General features: G+C 69.3%; 19 protein-coding genes. 11 read left to right on the top strand and 8 right to left on the bottom strand.

Features of this window, described 5'->3' with window-relative positions; translation table 11 throughout:
* Positions 1–136 precede the first annotated feature (136 nt).
* Together CXY79_RS03025 and CXY79_RS03020 are read left to right on the top strand one after the other, a co-directional pair.
* Positions 137–352 carry a GYD domain-containing protein gene (locus CXY79_RS03025; RefSeq protein WP_233191191.1) on the top strand — a complete coding sequence of 72 codons (216 nt, stop codon included), beginning with the start codon at positions 137–139 and terminating at the stop codon, positions 350–352.
* Positions 353–828: 476 nt separating this feature from the next.
* Positions 829–1,737, top strand: a complete 909-nt coding sequence (locus tag CXY79_RS03020; protein ID WP_104099683.1) for a hypothetical protein — start codon at positions 829–831, stop codon at positions 1,735–1,737.
* A gap of 94 nt (positions 1,738–1,831) precedes the next feature.
* On the opposite strand, the gene CXY79_RS03015 is transcribed toward CXY79_RS03020, so the two are convergent.
* Entirely contained in the window at positions 1,832–2,029 is a 198-nt protein-coding gene (locus CXY79_RS03015; RefSeq protein ID WP_369827927.1) for a hypothetical protein, read from the bottom strand.
* A 118-nt stretch (positions 2,030–2,147) separates the two neighbouring features.
* On the opposite strand from CXY79_RS03015, the gene CXY79_RS03010 reads away from it, so the two are divergent.
* Complete coding sequence (locus CXY79_RS03010) at positions 2,148–2,501, top strand: hypothetical protein (protein WP_104099682.1); 354 nt, start codon at positions 2,148–2,150, stop codon at positions 2,499–2,501.
* 60 nt (positions 2,502–2,561) lie between these two features.
* Here the strand turns inward: CXY79_RS03010 and CXY79_RS03005 are convergent, their stop codons facing one another.
* From CXY79_RS03005 to CXY79_RS02980, 7 genes are all read right to left on the bottom strand, one after another.
* Entirely contained in the window at positions 2,562–2,918 is a 357-nt protein-coding gene (locus CXY79_RS03005) for a GntR family transcriptional regulator (RefSeq protein WP_347232367.1), read from the bottom strand.
* Positions 2,915–3,862, bottom strand: coding sequence for a hypothetical protein (locus CXY79_RS03000; protein WP_104099681.1), 948 nt, complete (start codon positions 3,860–3,862; stop codon positions 2,915–2,917). The genes CXY79_RS03005 and CXY79_RS03000 overlap by 4 nt, the downstream gene beginning before the upstream one ends.
* A gap of 182 nt (positions 3,863–4,044) precedes the next feature.
* The gene (locus CXY79_RS15875) at positions 4,045–4,182 is read right to left on the bottom strand and encodes a hypothetical protein (RefSeq protein WP_158250212.1); all 138 of its coding nucleotides are present in this window, start codon (positions 4,180–4,182) and stop codon (positions 4,045–4,047) included.
* A 52-nt stretch (positions 4,183–4,234) separates the two neighbouring features.
* Positions 4,235–4,678 (bottom strand): DUF1294 domain-containing protein, encoded by a 444-nt coding sequence (locus tag CXY79_RS02995; protein WP_104099680.1) that lies wholly within the window; start codon positions 4,676–4,678, stop codon positions 4,235–4,237.
* A gap of 23 nt (positions 4,679–4,701) precedes the next feature.
* The gene (locus CXY79_RS02990; RefSeq protein WP_104099717.1) at positions 4,702–6,033 is read right to left on the bottom strand and encodes a M20/M25/M40 family metallo-hydrolase; all 1,332 of its coding nucleotides are present in this window, start codon (positions 6,031–6,033) and stop codon (positions 4,702–4,704) included.
* A 76-nt stretch (positions 6,034–6,109) separates the two neighbouring features.
* Positions 6,110–6,682, bottom strand: a complete 573-nt coding sequence (locus tag CXY79_RS02985; RefSeq protein ID WP_104099679.1) for a GNAT family N-acetyltransferase — start codon at positions 6,680–6,682, stop codon at positions 6,110–6,112.
* Positions 6,683–6,717: 35 nt separating this feature from the next.
* Complete coding sequence (locus tag CXY79_RS02980) at positions 6,718–7,566, bottom strand: aldo/keto reductase (protein ID WP_104099678.1); 849 nt, start codon at positions 7,564–7,566, stop codon at positions 6,718–6,720.
* Positions 7,567–7,899: 333 nt separating this feature from the next.
* On the opposite strand from CXY79_RS02980, the gene CXY79_RS16795 reads away from it, so the two are divergent.
* The 8 genes from CXY79_RS16795 to CXY79_RS02940 all read left to right on the top strand — a co-directional run bounded on the left by CXY79_RS16795 (position 7,900) and on the right by CXY79_RS02940 (position 16,259).
* The gene (locus CXY79_RS16795) at positions 7,900–9,984 is read left to right on the top strand and encodes a TPM domain-containing protein (RefSeq protein WP_104099677.1); all 2,085 of its coding nucleotides are present in this window, start codon (positions 7,900–7,902) and stop codon (positions 9,982–9,984) included.
* Between the two features lie 151 nt (positions 9,985–10,135).
* Entirely contained in the window at positions 10,136–10,867 is a 732-nt protein-coding gene (locus CXY79_RS02970; RefSeq protein ID WP_104099676.1) for a PspA/IM30 family protein, read from the top strand.
* 67 nt (positions 10,868–10,934) lie between these two features.
* Positions 10,935–11,582 (top strand): NADPH-dependent F420 reductase, encoded by a 648-nt coding sequence (locus CXY79_RS02965; protein ID WP_104099675.1) that lies wholly within the window; start codon positions 10,935–10,937, stop codon positions 11,580–11,582.
* A gap of 73 nt (positions 11,583–11,655) precedes the next feature.
* Positions 11,656–12,501: an arginase family protein gene (locus tag CXY79_RS02960; protein WP_104099674.1), complete on the top strand. Its 846-nt coding sequence runs from the start codon at positions 11,656–11,658 to the stop codon at positions 12,499–12,501.
* Positions 12,502–12,545: 44 nt separating this feature from the next.
* Complete coding sequence (locus CXY79_RS02955) at positions 12,546–13,352, top strand: crotonase/enoyl-CoA hydratase family protein (protein ID WP_233191189.1); 807 nt, start codon at positions 12,546–12,548, stop codon at positions 13,350–13,352.
* A 67-nt stretch (positions 13,353–13,419) separates the two neighbouring features.
* Positions 13,420–14,892, top strand: coding sequence for an NAD(P)/FAD-dependent oxidoreductase (locus CXY79_RS02950; protein ID WP_104099673.1), 1,473 nt, complete (start codon positions 13,420–13,422; stop codon positions 14,890–14,892).
* 149 nt (positions 14,893–15,041) lie between these two features.
* Entirely contained in the window at positions 15,042–15,401 is a 360-nt protein-coding gene (locus tag CXY79_RS02945) for a Fe-S oxidoreductase (protein WP_174720223.1), read from the top strand.
* Between the two features lie 15 nt (positions 15,402–15,416).
* Positions 15,417–16,259, top strand: coding sequence for an SDR family NAD(P)-dependent oxidoreductase (locus CXY79_RS02940; RefSeq protein ID WP_104099671.1), 843 nt, complete (start codon positions 15,417–15,419; stop codon positions 16,257–16,259).
* The last annotated feature ends 194 nt before the right edge of the window (positions 16,260–16,453 follow it).

Raw genomic sequence — 16,453 nt, 5'->3', positions numbered from 1 at the left:
CTTCGGGGACCGAGCGTCGTTTCCGTGCCTCGGCGGGTTGCCGCACACAGGTCTCGGGCATTGCTCCGGATGTCCGCGTCCTGCACATCACAGGACGGGACTGACCATGAGCCAGTATTTATTTGGAGCGAACTAGGTGGACGAGGGCATCAGGGGCTTCATGCGCGAAGGCGGAACCGGCCGTCGGGAGGCGCTGGTCGCAGCCCTCAAATCGGTGGGTGGGTCGGTCGGTCGGTCGGTCGAGAGTTTCTACTACGCCTTCGGGGAGACCGACGTTCTGGGGGTCATCGAGGTTCCGGAGCCGTCCGACGCCGCCAAGAAAACGCCGGCGTATCAGGCTCCCGGCCAGTAGGTCTGCAGCGGTGTTCTTCCGCTCTAGCGGCGCATCCATGGGCACTCGGATGCGGTGACGCCCCGAGCCGGATGGCTACCGGCTGACACCTACTCCACCCAGTTGCCCGGAACGACGACGACCAGTCTGCAGCGCGGACATCGGTGACAGGACTCGAGCCCCTGAGCGGTGTCTACACCGTCGGGGGTCATTTCGGCCCCGCACGCCGGACACACCGGGCCGTCACCGTCGAAAGCGAACTCTTCCATTACTCCAGTCTGCGGCATCCGTGCGGGCCGGTGCCGCGGCAACCGTCTCGCGCGCATCGTGCGCCGTTGCGCGCGTGGCACGCAACGGGCGCAGCGGCGCAGTTCCGGCGCGACGCCGATTGGCGGCGACGCGGACGGGGAATCGGCACGCGACGCGGAAAGGGAAGCAGTGCGGGGAACGAACGGGCACTGTGCGATGCTGGCCGAATCGACGATCGGGGGCTCTCAGTGGTGCGTGACCACGGCTCCGAAGACGCGTACTCGCTGGCCCAGCGCGATCCGGCCTACCTCGCAGCGGTTGGGGTCGCTTACTCGGGAGAGAAGAACGTGCTCAACGCCCTGTGGTGGGCGACTCACCCCGCCGAGGCGGCACCGGATGGCTCACCGTCCCCGGCAAACCAGATGCGCGACCTCCAGAAGCGCGTCTTCTCGGCGAACGGCGACTTCGTCGGCGATCCGAAGGCCACCGCCGCGCTGCGGGAGCTGCAGGCCACGGTGGCCGCCGACCGTGCCGCGATCGCCGCCGCGATCCGTGCGGCCGAATTCGAGGTCAACACCCAGCCGCCCCGCTCCCCCGGTGAGTCGACGGCACCGAGGAAGACTGGTCCCCGGACGATGCACGAGGGGACGTCCAAGGGTTCGCTTCAACCGTTTTTCGAAAAGGTAATCGACGAGACTGCGCTGCCCGCCGGGGGACGCGATCGCAACGCCCTCCTGGTTCTCGGCATCCTTGTCGCACTGGGCGTCGGTTTCGTCGTCGGCACTCAAACGAATGCCTCGCTCGTCACCGCATCGCCTTCTGCGGATCCCGTGAACGCGGAGGACACCTGCGGCAAGGTGAGAGACGTTGTGACGTTGATGCACAATGCGTACGGTTCGCTGCTCGCAAAGCCCTCAACCCAGCAGGAGTTCGCGGGTGCCGCACGGCTCGTTGCGCGGCTGAGCACCCGCGTGGACACCGTGCCCGGCTCCGCGGTGGCGGACCAGGTGGAGGCCCTGAAGGGCCTGCTGCCGTCGTCGGCCAGCGAGCAGATCGATCCGCTGTCGACAGAGTGGGGGCAGGCTCTGGCCCGTGTCAGCGCGGCCTGCAGCGCTGCCGGGTTCGACATCAGCGTGGACGCCTGGATTGGCGGCTGACGGCACCGGCCCGGTCGGGAGCGCGATTTCTCGGATGCATGGACCTTCGGTTCGATGACCTGGATTTTCCGTCTTGGCCGCCGGCTCCGCGCGATCAGGCGGTGCGCTCTACGCCCGCCAGAATCGCGGTGCCGAGCTCGGCCGGCCTGGTGAACTGGAGCCAGTGCCTGGTGGGCAGGTCCACGTACTCGACGTCGTGCAGGCGGGCCAGCTCCGCCACAAACGGATACCCGGCGGCGATCCACTCGGTGAGCAGCGCGGACGGGATCTCGCAGGAGCGGTGCGGAGGCATGGGCTGCCGCGGGTCATCCGGTGCGCCCGCAGCACCAACCTCGGAGATTTTCGCGACACGCCGCTCATGGCCCCCGAACCGGCGTTTCCCGAAAATCTCCGCGATTACGTGACGACGGATGCCTGTCAGCGAGCCCGTGTTTCACGAGCGCTCGCACGGCGAATCCTTCCTCCACCTCGTCGCGGCACGGTCCCGCTACCCGGGCTTGTGGATCCTCGACGAGTCGGAGTCGGCCCTCTCCTCCACCGGTTCTCTCGCCCTGATCCGCCACCAGCAGGACATCCTGGACGCGGGCGGATCCCAGGTCATCCTCTTGACGCACTCCCCGATCCTGGCGTCGCTCCCGGGCGCCGCCATCTACGAGGTCGGGCCCTGGGGTTACCGCCCGTGCGCCTGGGAAGACCTTGACCTGGTGCGCGACTGGCGCTCCTTCCTGGAGGCCCCGGAGCGCTACCTGCGGCACCTGTTCTGACCCGGGGCAACCGATGACCACCGGCCGCGACCGGCACCCGATCTCACCAACGGCCGGGCCTCAGTTCTGCAGGAACGTGGTGACGTACGCCACCGTGTCGGCCGGGCTGACCCCCAGCTCCCGCAGCCGTTCGACATAGGTCTTTGCCGCGCCGAGCGCCTGCTGTTCGACCGAGTCCGGTGCGGCCTTGACGAAGGAACCGGCCCTGCCGCGGGTCTCGATGAACCCCCCCGCCTCGAGTTCCTTGTAGGCACGCGCCACGGTGTTCGGCGCGAGCACCAGGTCAGCGGCGAGCCTGCGCACCGTGGGCAGGCGTGTTCCCGCGACCATGGCCCCGCTCCGGATGTGCGCAATGACCTGCACGCGCAGCTGGTCGAACGGCGGTGTCGCCGAGCGCGGGTCGATGCGGAGAATCACTGCGGGCCGACCGGGCGCGAACCGGCATCCGCGTGGAGGGTTCGCCGAAAGTGACGCCGTGACGAGGTGAGAACGGATGCGGCGGCACCCGCGCCCAGCACGACCAGCCCGAACAGGTTGAACGACTCCACGGAGGCTACGCCGCCACCGATTCCCGGTCGCACCGCCATCGCGATCTCCTGAAGGCCGAAGAAGACACCAAAAGCACCGAGGAGGAACGCGGCGGCGACCAGATCCAGGATCGCGGCCGAGCGCATCGCATCGTCCCAGGCCAGCTCCTGCTCCGACGCCATGGTCTGGGGACGCGCGACGACGATGCGACCGCCGATTTCGAAGGCCGCGAGCAGCGCCACGGCCAGCCCGGCCACGACGACCGCCACGCTGAAGGACTGCGGGAAGACGGAGAGCTGCAGCTTCCAAAAAACAGGCAGCAGTATCAGCACACCGACGACCGCCAGATTGAGGAATACGGTGCCACGAACGCCGACGCGTTCCCACCGCGGAACGTAATCGGCCAAGCGGGTGCGCCGCCCATGGGCAACCCGCTCACCCTCACCGGTCCTCGCCACCTCGCCGGCCACGGCTGCGATCGCGCCACCCAGCACCCCGACGATCACGAAACCGCCAAGCAGGAACACGGTGGCCGAACCACTGCGGTCCGCCCCGATGAAGTACACGAGGAAAATCGAGACGATCACGCCGAGGAATCCGCCGCCGGAGAAGCCCCGCACTCTCCGCACCTGGGCCGCCAAGACCATCGGATGCGAGGCGTGCGGCAGGCCGAGCCCGGCGACCGTTGACGCGTGGGCGACGAGCCGACGCTGCACGGCGGGAACATGGGTCAAGACCCACAGCAGCACGCACGACCCCACGAGCAGACCGGCTACCGTCCACGTGGACACGGCGACGTGGAAGATCATGTTGGACCAGACGTCACCGAGCATCAGATCCCCTTTTTGTGTTCTTAGTTTTGTATCACCTTATCAATACAAGCATAAATACACAACAGGGATCCCGGCGTGCTGCCGTTCTATCGCCGCGCCATATGAGCTCGGAGCTCGACCTACGTCCACGGTCACCTCGCGGATCGTGCCGGTGAACCAGTACGGTCTCGGGTATGCCGGCGTCACCGGGGAATCCGGGTCGGCGTTCCCTTGCCCGCCTTCAGGTCGGGCGGTCCGGTCGGCAGGATGTCAGGGCAGGAGACGGTATAGAGTTCGTCCACCACGGAATTGTGCACGAAATACGTCGCCGTCCTCGACATCGAACGAGTATCCCGCGGCCGGGCACGCGCCCCCGGCTCGGCTCGGCTCGGTTCAGCGGGCCAGCATATCCGGCAGCAGCGGCGAGAAGATCACGACGAAAGCCAGCACATTCAGGGCCACCGTGCCCCAGAACGCCTGCCGAAAACCGGCCTTCTTGGTTTTGTGCCGCAGCACCTGCTGCGCCACGATCGCGCCCGGCCAGCCGCCGGCGAATCCGAGCAGCAGCAGGGTGTTCTCCGGCACCCGCCAGCGCGCAGCGACCGCTGCGGTCTTGTCCATGGCGTAGGCGACGAAGCAGGCGAGGCTGACGGCCAGGTAGAACGCGGCCACCCAGATCGAGACCGGTCGGTAGGCGTCGACGACGAGGTAGATCGACGTGAAGGCGACGATGGCGAGGTAGGCGACGGCTCCCGAACCGGTGCGGGCGGGCATCCGTCGCCGCGTGCCGGTCTGCCTCGTGCGTGGGGACTGCCGCCTGGGCTTGGTCTGTCTCATCTGTGTCTCCTCGCGGCAGCAGCTCAGTCGAGGAAGTCGCGAACGACGGTGTCGAGGGCCGCGACCGTCAACGCGATCGAGCCGATGTCGATGCGCTCGTCGTTGCCGTGGAACAGCTGCCGGAAGGTGCCGTAGTCCCAGTGCCGGCCGAGCAGCGCGAAACCGTAGGCAGGGACGCCGCGGCGGCGGTAGAACCGCGCATCGGAGCCGCCGACGCTGAGCACCGGGAGCAGGTCGGCGTCGGGGTAGGCCCGGCGCACGGCCTTGCCGAGCGAGTGGAAGAGCGGCGTGTCGACCGCGGACCGGGTGGCCGCGGCGAATTCGTCGCCCTCGATCGTGACCTCGTCGGCCAGGTCGCCGAGCGCCTCCCGCAGGTAGGCGTCGACGTCGACGGCTGACAGGTCGGGCAGCACCCGGATATCGAGGGTGATCGTGGCGAGCGCGGGGATGACGTTGTCCTTCACCCCGGCCCGCACGATGTTGGGCGAGATGGTGGTGTGGGTGGATGCGTGCGCGAACCCGGCCAGGCTGCCGAGCTCGTTCAGGGCGCCGTCGATCCGGTGCGGGTCGAGCAGGCGCGCGGCAAGGTCGGGTTCCAGGTCGAGGGCCTGCACATATCGGCGCCAGTCGGCGGTGATCTGCACCGGGGCGCGGTAGCGGGCCAGGCGCCCCACGGCATCCGCCGCGATCACCGCGGCGTTGCGCGCGCCCCACGGGGCCGACCCATGGCCGGGGGTGCCGCGCACGGAAAGGCGCCGCCCGGCGATACCTTTTTCGCCGACGGCCGTCGAGATCAGCGGCCGCGGCCCGACCATGGCCCCGCCGGACTCGGTGAGCACGGCGTCCGCGTCGATCAGATCGAGCCGGTGCTCGGTGAGCCATTCCACGCCGAAGTGGCTGCCGTCTTCCTCGTCGGCAACCGCGGCGAAGATGAGGTCGCCGCGCGGCCGGAACGGTCCGGTCGCAATGGCCCGGGTGACGACCGCGTAACTGGCGGTCAGGTAGAGCATGTCGAGGGCGCCGCGTCCCCAGATCTCGCCGTCGATGATCTCGGCGCCGAAGGGGTCGCGGCTCCAGCCGCCGTCGTCGACCGGCACCACGTCGAGGTGGCCGACCAGGGCGAGCGTGGGCGCCGTGGGATCGGTGCCCCGGATTCGAGCGATCAGGGAGGCGCGGCCCGGATGCGGTTCCACCACCTCGAGGTCGAGTCCCGACCCGGCGAAGAACCCCTCGAGCGTACGCACGCTGCGAATCTCGCCGCCCGAATCGGGAGTGCCGTCGTTGACGCAGGCGTTGCGGATGAGGTCGCGCAGCAGGTCCACCGTCTGGCGGGTCAGGGCTTCATGGTCGCTCATGCGCACGCTGGACGGAGATGGTGCGCGACAGTCGATTCCATGGTGGCGGCCAGTCCTTTTGTAAAGTGCCTGAACTCTACCGGGTGAGATCGGCCGCGGCGCACGCCTGGGCGGCGGCCGCCCGGGAAACCGCGTAGCGGATGTGAACCCGGAGCGGTGAGCCGACGGGAATTTTCGGATGCTGGAACTCGGCGGTCGCGGTCATCCCGAGTCGTTCCATCACGGCCCGCGACGGTTCGTTGATGACCGCCGTGATCGCCTGCACCTGTTCGAGATCGAGCCGCCCAAAAGCGACATCGAGGGCCGCCCGGGCGGCTTCGGTGGCGTAGCCCTGGCCCCAGAAGGAGCGGGCCAGCCGCCAGCCGACCTCGAGCCCGCCGGGTCCGGGGATGAACGCGGGCACGGGAGCGAGCCCGGTGAAGCCGATGAAGTCACCCGTCGACTGTTTCTCGAGCGCCCAGAGTCCGTAGCCGTGCGTCTCGAAGAGCCGGTCGGCCCGGCCGGCGAGCTCGTCGCTCTGGGTCCGGGTCAGCCGAGACGGGAAGTACCGCATCACCTCCGGGTCCTCCCCCATCGCGGCGAACGGCGCCAGGTCTGACTCACGCCAACGGCGCAGCAGGAGGCGGGCGGTGCGGGTCTCGAGCGGCATCCGTCCAGACTAGTGACCCGGACCCCTGCGGGTGGTCAGGGAATCCAGTTGAACTGGTCCGGGTCGGGGCCGGTGCGCTTGTCGCGGTTCAACGCTGTGATCGCAGCCAGGTCGTCGGCAGTCAATTCGAAGTCGAAGAGCGCGAAGTTCTCCTCGACCCGGCTGCGGGTGACGGACTTCGGGAACACGATGTCGCCACGCTGCAGGTGCCAGCGCAGGGTGACCTGAGCGGCAGAGCGGCCCAGGCGGCCGGCGATGGCCGTGATCACGGGGTCGCCGAGCACCCTGCCCTGTGCGATGGGCGACCATGCTTCGGTCACGATGCCGTGCTGCGTGTTGAACGCGCGCACGTTGTCCTGGGTCAGGTACGGGTGCACCTCGATCTGGTTGATGGCCGGCACTGTGCCGGTCTCGTCGAGGAGACGCCGCAGGTGCTGCGGCTGGAAGTTGGAGACGCCGATGGTCTTCACCCGCCCGGAGGCGTGCATCTCCTCCAACGCCTTCCAGGTCTCGACGAAGTCTCCGACGGCCGGCAGCGGCCAGTGGATCAGGAAGAGGTCGAGGTAGTCGAAGCCGAGGGTCTCGAGCGTCTGCTCGAAGGCGGCCAGGGCATCAGTTCGGGAGTGGAAGCCGTTGTTGAGCTTGCTCGTGACGAAGACGTCAATCCGATCCAGGCCGGATTCGCGCACGGCCTCGCCGACGCCCTGCTCGTTGCCGTACATCTCGGCGGTGTCGATGTGGCGGTAGCCCACCTCGAGGGCGGCGAGCGTCGACCGCCTGGTGTCGGCCGGCTCAATCTGGTACACGCCGAACCCGAGCTGCGGGATCGTCTCTCCATTGTTGAGGGTGATGCGGGGAATGGATGTCGTCGGTGCTGCGGTCATGTCGTAGAGCTCCTTTTGTCGACGAGGCGCACGGAGAAGACTGCGCGCCCCACCCTGACCTAAACGGCGCACGGTGAAGCGAATTCCCGTTCGGGGCCGATCGACAGGCTCGAGACCCGGCGGGCGCCGGCGAGGTGCTCGACGACCTCGACCTGACCATCAGGGGTGTCGTCGATGATCTGCAGCCCGCGGCAGATGCCCAGCCAGCCAGCCGGCCGCCGTGACAGTGGGCAACAGTGATACTCCTGCCTGGGCGGTGGACGGGCCTGTGTCGCCGTCCTATGCTCGACCTGGGAACGCCCGAGTGTCGATGGTGGTGTGAGGATGGGGTCCATGCGGTCACGGTGGTTGATTCCGGTCGCGGTTGCGGCGGTTCTGAGCTTTGCGATGTCCAGCGCGTCGGCGCCCACGGCGGCTTGGGCGCAAAACCCGGTCGACTTCGGCGCCAGCCACATCGTCGACACGGTCGACGCCGTCACCGCCCGCGCCGACGAGGTCACGGCCGCGTTCGACGAGCTCTATTCCGAGACCGGAGCCGACCTCTTCGTGGCCTATGTCGACAGTTTCACAGGGGTCGAGGACCGCGAGCAGTGGGCCGACCAGACGGCTGACAACAACGGCCTCGGCACCAACGACGTGCTGCTGGCCGTAGCGACGGATGACCGCCAGTACCAACTTTCCGTGGCCCCCGACTCCGCCCTGACGGATGCCCAGCTCCAGGAGATCGAGACCGTCGCCATCGAGCCGGCTCTGCGCCAGAACGACTGGGCCGGCGCCGCGATCGCCGCAGCCGAGGGTTTCTCCGCGGCTCTGCGGGGCGAGCCGGTCTCGGCCGGCGAGATCACCCCCGGGGACGAAAGCCCCGGCGGCGGTGCCGGCGGGTTTCTCATCGTCGTGTTCGTGATCATCGCCGTGCTGGTGCTTCTGGTCGCCGGAGCGGTCATCCTGCTCGCCCGACGCGGGCGGGGGCGTGCCCTGCCAGCCGGAGCCGGAGCGCCGACCGGGCTACAGTCCCTGCCGACGCCCGAGCTCAAGCGGCGCGCCTCGAGTACCCTCGTGCAGACCGACGACGCGATCCGTTCCAGTGAGCAGGAGCTCGGCTTCGCGATCGCCCAGTACGGCACGGAGGTCACCACCGCCTTCCGGGCCGCGCTCGAAACGGCGCAGAAGCAGCTCAGCCAGGCGTTCACCCTGCAGCAGAAGCTCGACGACGCCGAACCCGACTCCGAAGAGCAGGCGCGCGCCTGGCACGCGGCGATCATCGACCTCTGCAGCCAGGCCAACCTCACCCTCGATGCGCAGGCCGACGACTTCGACGAACTGCGCCAGCTGGAGAAGAACGCGCCTGAGGTCGCCGCTGCCGTGTCCCAGGGCGCCGAGGCCGTGCGGGCCCGGCTCGCCGGCAGCGAGGAGAGCCTGGCGGCCCTGGCCGCCCGGTACACCGACGTGGCGCTCGGCACGGTTGCCGACAACCCGGCCGAGGCCCGCGAGCGTCTCGCCTTCACGGAGACCGCTCTGGCCCGGGCCACCACCCGGCTGGGTGCCGGCGATACGGCGGCCGCGGCCGTGGACATCCGTGCGGCCGAGGTATCGGTCGACCAGGCGCGGTTGCTCCTGGACGCCGTGGACCGCCTGGGCACCGACCTCGCCGGCGCGACCCGGCAGATGGCGGCCACGGTCGCCGAGCTGCAGACCGATCTGGTGACCGCGCGCGGCCTGCCCACGTCGACCGAGGCCGCCGCCGCGTTGCCGGGAGTGATCAGCCAGACCGAACAGACCCTCGCCGAGGTGCGCGCTCGCTCCGCGGCCGGCCGGATCAACCCGCTCGAGGTGATGGCGATGCTCGACGCCGCCAACACCGCGATGGATGCCGCGCTGCAGGGCGTGCGGGACGCCGAGGCGCACGTCCAGCGCGCCCGGGCCACCCTCAACCAGAACCTGCTCGCCGCGCGCGGGCAGGTGTCGGCCGCGGAAGACTTCATCAGCGCCCGGCGCGGGGCGGTGGGCGCGGAGGCGCGCACCCGGGTCGCCGAGGCCGGCAGGGTTCTCGTGGAGGCCGAATCGCTGGCCGCCACCGACCCGGGTGCCGCTCTCGCCGCCTCGCAACGGGCCAACTCCCTGGCCGCGGCCGCCATCGCCGGCGCCCGGAACGACGTCGACGGGTTCGCCGGCCAGGTTCCGGGCGGCCACGGTCCCGGCTACCGAGCCGGCGGTAGCGGCGGGAACGGGGTCATGGGGGCCGTGCTCGGCGGCATCCTGATCAACACAATCCTCTCCGGCGGCGGGGGTGGCGGGGGTGGCGGGGGTGGCATGTTCAGTGGCGGTGGCGGCGGCCGGCGCGGCGGCGGCTTCGGCATGCCCGGCGGCTTCGGCGGTGCCGGTTCCCGCTCACGCCGGGGCGGGGGCGGGCGGTTCTAGAAACCGGCGCCGTCGCAGCCGTCGCAGCCGTTTCAGCCGTCGCAGCCGTCGCAGCCGTCGCAGCCTGCACGGCGGTCCACACGTCTTGACCAGCACAAACCGACACACTGGAGGTCAGCCGATGCTCCGGAACTCGAAAGGACACCGCACAATGACGAAACAGTCCATCTTTGGCCGTATCTCCCAGTTGGCGAAAGCGAACATCAACGCGCTTCTGGACTCCGCCGAGGACCCGCAGAAGATGCTCGACCAGATGGTTCGCGACTACACCAACAGCATCGCCGACGCGGAGAGCGCGATCGCCGTGACGATCGGCAATCTGCGCCTGCTCGAGGACGACTACCGGGAAGACGTCGAGGCCGCGACCGAGTGGGGTGGCAAGGCCCTGGCCGCGAGCCGCAAGGCCGACCAGCTGCGCACCGCCGGAAACGCGGCCGACGCCGACCGTTTCGACAACCTCGCCAAGGTCGCCCTCGGCCGTCAGATGCAGTCGGAGAAAGAGGCGAAGCTGGCCGAGCCTCAGATTGCCTCGCAGACGGCCGTCGTGGCCCAGCTCAAGGACGGCCTCAACAAGATGAAGGAGAAGCTGAACCAGCTCTCCGCCAAGCGCAGCGAACTGATCGCCCGGTCGAAGACCGCCGAGGCGCAGACCAAGGTGATGGATGCCGTCAAGAGCATCGACCTGATGGACCCCACCAGCGAGGTCAGCCGCTTCGAGGACAAGATCCGCCGCGAGGAGGCCCGCGTTCGGGGCGCCAGCGAGCTGGCCGCGTCGAGCCTGGACGCCCAGTTCGAGAGCCTCGAGGACCTCGGCGAGCTCACCGAGGTCGACGCCCGCCTCGCCGCGCTCAAATCCGGCGGCGCCGACTCCATCACGCAGTAGCCCTCAGCCTCCAGCGCAACCGGGCGCCGACGGGAACATCCCGTCGGCGCCCGGCGTTGTCCCTAGCATGACAACTCTCGGAATCATCGGCGCCGGCAACATCGGCAGTCAGCTCGCACGACTCTGCGTGGCCAACGGATACGACGTGGTCGTGAGCAATTCGCGTGGCCCCGAAACCCTCACTGATCTGATCGGCGAGCTCGGCCCGCACTCCCGCGCCGCGACCCCCGCCGAGGCCGCCGCGGCCGGCGACCTCGTGGTCGTGACCATCCCGCTGAACCAGATCCACACCCTGCCCACGACGGAGCTGGCCGGCAAGCTCGTGATCGATACGAACAACTACTACCCGCAGCGCGACGGCGACATCGCCGCACTCGACGACGAGAGCACCACCACGGCCGAGCTGCTCCGCGATCGCCTGCCGGAGTCCACGATCGTGAAGGCGTTCAACCACATCTATGCCGCCGATCTCACCGAGCACGGTCAGCCGGCCGGGTCCGTCAACCGGCGCGCCCTGGTCATCGCCAGCGACGACGCCCCCGCCGCCGCTACCGTGACCGCACTGCTGGACCGCTTCGGCTACGACACCGTCAACGTCGGCGCGCTCAGCGAGGGCTGGCGCATCCAGCGGGACACCCCCGGCTACGGCCCGCGCTTGAACGCGGCCGAGTTGCGGGACGCGACGGACGCCGCTGCGCGCTACCGCGACCAATAGGCGCTGCGCGTAGATCGGCCCGATCCAGCACGAAAATTCCGCGCGCGGGGAAGCTCTGGGAGCATACTGAAGTATGGCTCCCTCCTTCGTTGTCGTGCCACAGTGGCAGGGTTCGGTTTCTCCGCGCGCGATGCGCCTGAGTGACGGGGCGGAGGCGATCCGAGGTGATCTTCCCTACTCCGTCACCCGTGAAGTGCCGGTGCCGGTCGAGGCCGGCGATTCTCTCGACACCGGCATCGACCGCTTCTCCACCCTGATGATGGTGCGCGAACGCCTCACGGCTGCACTGCACGGCGGCGCTGGCCCGGTGGTCACGATCGGCGGCGACAACGGGGTGTCCCTGGCGGCCGTCGAGCATGCGTCGCGGCAGCATCCTGATGACCTGGCCGTGGTCTGGCTCGACGCCCACCCCGACCTGCACACCCCCGACACCTCACCGTCCGGAGGTTTCACGGGGATGGTGCTGCGCGCCATAACTGGCGAGGGTGCCGACGGCCTGACCCTCGACCCGGGTGAGCGCGTTCCTCTGGAACGCGTCGTGATCGGCGGCGCGCGCGCCATCGACCCGGCCGAGGACGCCCTGATCCAGGACCGCGGAATAGTGAGTCTTCCGGTCGAGGACCTCGACCCTCCCGACGCGCTCGTCGCGGCCCTGCGCGCCACGGGCGTGGGCACCTTCTACCTACACCTCGACCTGGACGTGCTCGACCCGTCGGCGCTGGCCGGCCTGGCCGACCTCTACCCGTTCGGGCTGAGCGTCGACACCCTGAACCGGCTGATCACCGCCCTGCGCGCCGAATTCGAACTGGCCGGCGCCACCATCGCCGGCTTCGCCCCGGCCTCGCCGGAGGCCGCCACCGACGACCTGCCGAGCATCCTGCGCATCATCGGCGCGCTGACCCGACCTGCTCAGCCATAGCATGGGACCGACGCGCCAGCGTCACGAGGCCAAGGGAGGCATCCGTGAACGAGCAGCACTCCGTTTCCGATCCGTCGAGGATCATCACCGAGAGGCGCGGGCACGTGCTGCTGATCGGGTTCAACCGTCCGGAGAAGCGCAACGCCGCCGATCTGGCGCTGCTGACGCAGTTGGCCCTCGCCTACGGTGAACTCGACCGCGACCCTGAGCTGCGGGTCGGCCTCGTCTACGCGGTCGGCGACCACTTCACCGCCGGCCTCGACCTGGCCGACATCGGCCCCCGGCTTGGCCCCGACGGCCTCGACATGGTGCCGCCCGGCGGCATCCATCCGTGGCAGGTCGACGGGCCAAGCGTGTCCAAGCCCGTGGTGATGGCCGTGCAGGGCACCTGCCTCACCCTCGGCATCGAGCTGATGCTCGCGAGCGACATCTCCGTGGCGTCAGAGTCCACCCGCTTCGGCCAGATCGAGGTGGCGCGCGGCATCCTGCCGTTCGGCGGCGCGACCATCCGCTTCCCGCGCGCGGCCGGCTGGGGCAACGCCATGCGCTGGATGCTCACCGGCGACATGTTCGACGCCCGCGAGGCCCACCGCATCGGGCTCGTGCAGGAGGTCGTGCCGGACGGCACCCAGTTCGAGCGCGCGCTGGAATTGGCCGAGCGGATCGCCGCCCAGGCCCCGCTGGCCGTGCAGGCCACGCTGGCCAACGCCCGCACGGCCGCGCGGGAGGGTGCCGCGGCCGCCGAGGCGGGGCTGCAGCCGGCCCTGGCCCGCCTGGCCGCGACCGAAGATTCCCGCATCGGCATGGAGGCATTCGTCAGCCGCCGGCCGGCTACTTTCGTGGGTCGTTAGGCTGGCATCACCACCTCATCGGAACTACAGCACCATTCATCTGCACCACTGACCAAAGGAGAGACGGATGTCTGCCGCCGCCAGCACCACCCCACCTGACCCTTCCGCCACGAGCTACGACGTCATCGTGATCGGCGCCGGCGCGGCGGGTGAGAACGTCGCCGACCGCACGACGCAGGCAGGCCTCCGCACCGTGATCGTCGAGGCCGAGCTGGTCGGCGGCGAGTGCTCCTACTGGGCCTGCATGCCGTCGAAGGCGCTCCTGCGCAGCGGAGCGGCCCTCGACGCAGCCCGGCGCGTCGGCGGTGCGGCCGAGGCCGTGACCGGCGACCTGGACATCGCGGCCGTTCTGCGCCGCCGCGACTCCTTCACGAGCAATTGGTCCGACGAGGGCCAGGTGCGCTGGCTGGAGAAGACCGGGATCACCCTGGTGCGCGGCCACGCCCGCCTCACCGGCGTGCGGGAAGTGACCGTGACCGCTGACGACGGCACCACGACCGTACTGGTCGCGGCGCACGCCGTGGTCGTCAGCACCGGGTCGGCGGCGCTGCTGCCCGATATTCCCGGTTTGGCAGCCGTGTCGCCGTGGACCAGCCGCGAGGCCACCAGTGCCCCCGGAATCCCGGACAGTCTGGCGATCATCGGCGGCGGCGTGGTCGCCGCCGAGATGGCCACCGCCTACGCCGGGCTCGGCGCCGAGGTCACGATGATCGTTCGGAGCGATTTGCTCGGCGGTCAGGAGCCCTTCGCCGGTGAACTCGTGCTCGCGGCCCTCCGCGGGGCGGGCGTCACCGTGCTGACCGGGGTGTCGACCACCGGGGCGGCCCGCACCGCCGACGGCGATGTGACACTCACCCTCTCCAACGGCAGCGGGGTCACCGCGACCGAGGTACTCGTGGCCACCGGCCGGGTTCCCCGCAGCGCGGATGTCGGGCTCGAGACCGTGGGCCTCACACCGGGCGACTGGCTCGAGGTCGACGACACCCTGCTGGTGCGGGGCACCGCGCCGGACCTGACCGGGGACTGGCTGTATGCCGTCGGCGACATCAACCACCGGGCCCTCCTCACCCACCAGGGCAAGTACCAGGCCCGCGCGGCCGGTGACGTGATCGCGGCCCGGGCCGCCGGCACGCCCGTCGACGACGCCCCGTGGGGATCGCACGTCGCCACAGCCGACCATGCCGCCGTGCCGCAGGTCACCTTCACCGACCCCGAAGTGGCATCTGTGGGACTGACCCAGGCTGCTGCCGAGAAGGCCGGGTTCCGCACCCGGGTACTGGACTACAACTTGGGCCAGGTGGCCGGGGCATCCGTGCACGCCGACGGCTACACCGGGTCGGCGCGCGCGATCGTGGACCTCGACCGTGAGGTTCTGATCGGGGTCACCTTCGTGGGGCCGGATGTCGCGGAGCTGCTGCACGCGGCGACCATCGCCGTGGTCGGTGAGGTGCCGATCCGCAGGCTGTGGCACGCGGTGCCGAGCTACCCCACCCTGAGCGAGGTCTGGCTGCGGCTGCTCGAGGAGTACGGTCGTCCGTAGCCGCGCTTTCGCCCTCGCGGCGCACCCGGTGGAGGCTGGCGCACTTTCCAACCCGCGCCACCTTCCACCACCTGCCCCGCGCCACCTCCGCAGTGAATCGATCATGGGAAACCCAGGCTTCTATCGTGGGGGCCACCTACGCTGGAAGAGTGCGCCGCATCTTCTTCGACTCCCCCATCAGCCGGGCCGGCTACCTCTACGCCACCACGGTCGGCGTGATCTGGGGTTCCATCTGGAGCACGGGCAAGGTCGAGCGCCGAGGCGGCCTCATCGTTTTTCGCGGCATGCCCTCCTGGGCATTCGGACGCGGCGGAGCCTGTGTCGGCGGCTGCTACCTGACCAACCAGAACGTGTCGATGGCCATCCTCGAACACGAGGCCGTGCACAAACATCAGTGGCAGCGCTTCGGGATGGTTTTCCCGCTGCTCTACCTGGCGGCCGGCCGCAATCCGCTGCAGAACCGCTTCGAGATCGAGGCCGGCCTCAAAAAGGGCGGCTATGTCAAATAACCCGGAGGACCCAGAATGACCGCACGCACCATCGTGATCACCGGCGCCAGCGACGGGATCGGCGCCGCCGCCGCCCGCGCCCTCAGCCAGTCCGGCGACCGAGTCGTGATCGTGGGCCGCTCGCCAGCCAAGACCGCCGCTGTCGCCGAGGCACTGGGTGCCGACTTCCTCGTGGCCGATTTCGCCTGCCTCGACGAGGTGCGCACCCTTGCCGCCGAGCTGCAGGAGCACTATCCGCGCATCGACGTGCTCGCCAACAACGCCGGCGGCATCATGGGCGACCGCGTAACCACCGTTGACGGCTATGAGAAGACCTTCCAGGTCAACCACCTGGCTCCCTTTCTGCTCACCACGCTGTTGATGGACCGGCTCGTCGCCAGTCGGGCCCGGGTGATCAACACGTCCAGCGCCGCCAACCAGCTCTTCGGCAAGATCGACCTCGACGATCTGCAGGGCGAGACGAAGTATTCCGCGAACAAGGCGTACGGCGACGGCAAGCTCGCGAACATCCTCTTCACCAGGGAACTCCACCGCCGCTACAGCGACGAGGGACTCACCACTGCAGCCTTCCACCCCGGCGTGGTGGCAACGAGCTTCTCCACCGGGTCGACGACCCTCATGCGCCTCATTTACCAGACTCCGCTCAAACGCCTGCTGCTCGGCGCTGAACAGGGAGCCGACACCCTGGTCTGGCTGGCCACCGCGACGCCGGGCACCGACTGGGCATCGGGCGAGTACTACGAGAAACGCCGCATCCAGAAGGCGAACAAGCAGGCCTACGACTCTCAGCTGGCCGCCGCCCTCTGGGAGCAGAGTTCCGCGCTGGTCGCCGCGCACTCGGCGCCTCTGGCCTCCTAGCCGGATCCTCCTAGCCGGAGCCTCCTGGACGAGGCTTCCGGTGTCGAACGAATTCGACGGAGATTTTGCTTCGAAACGGCTTTCTCGCGCTGTTTTGGGCCGATTCGGCCAAAATTCTGGCTCTCCTGCTGCTTCTGTGGGTTAATCCCGGCCGGGGAGCACTGGTTTGTGGCCGCCGAGGCTGAGCATGGCGA

Origin of the sequence: Cryobacterium sp. M96, assembly GCF_002929845.1 — a bacterium.
Taxonomy (GTDB): Bacteria; Actinomycetota; Actinomycetes; order Actinomycetales; family Microbacteriaceae; genus Cryobacterium; species Cryobacterium sandaracinum.
The sequence above is the reverse complement of the archived record's forward strand: the minus strand, read 5'-3'. Positions and strand labels throughout refer to the sequence as shown.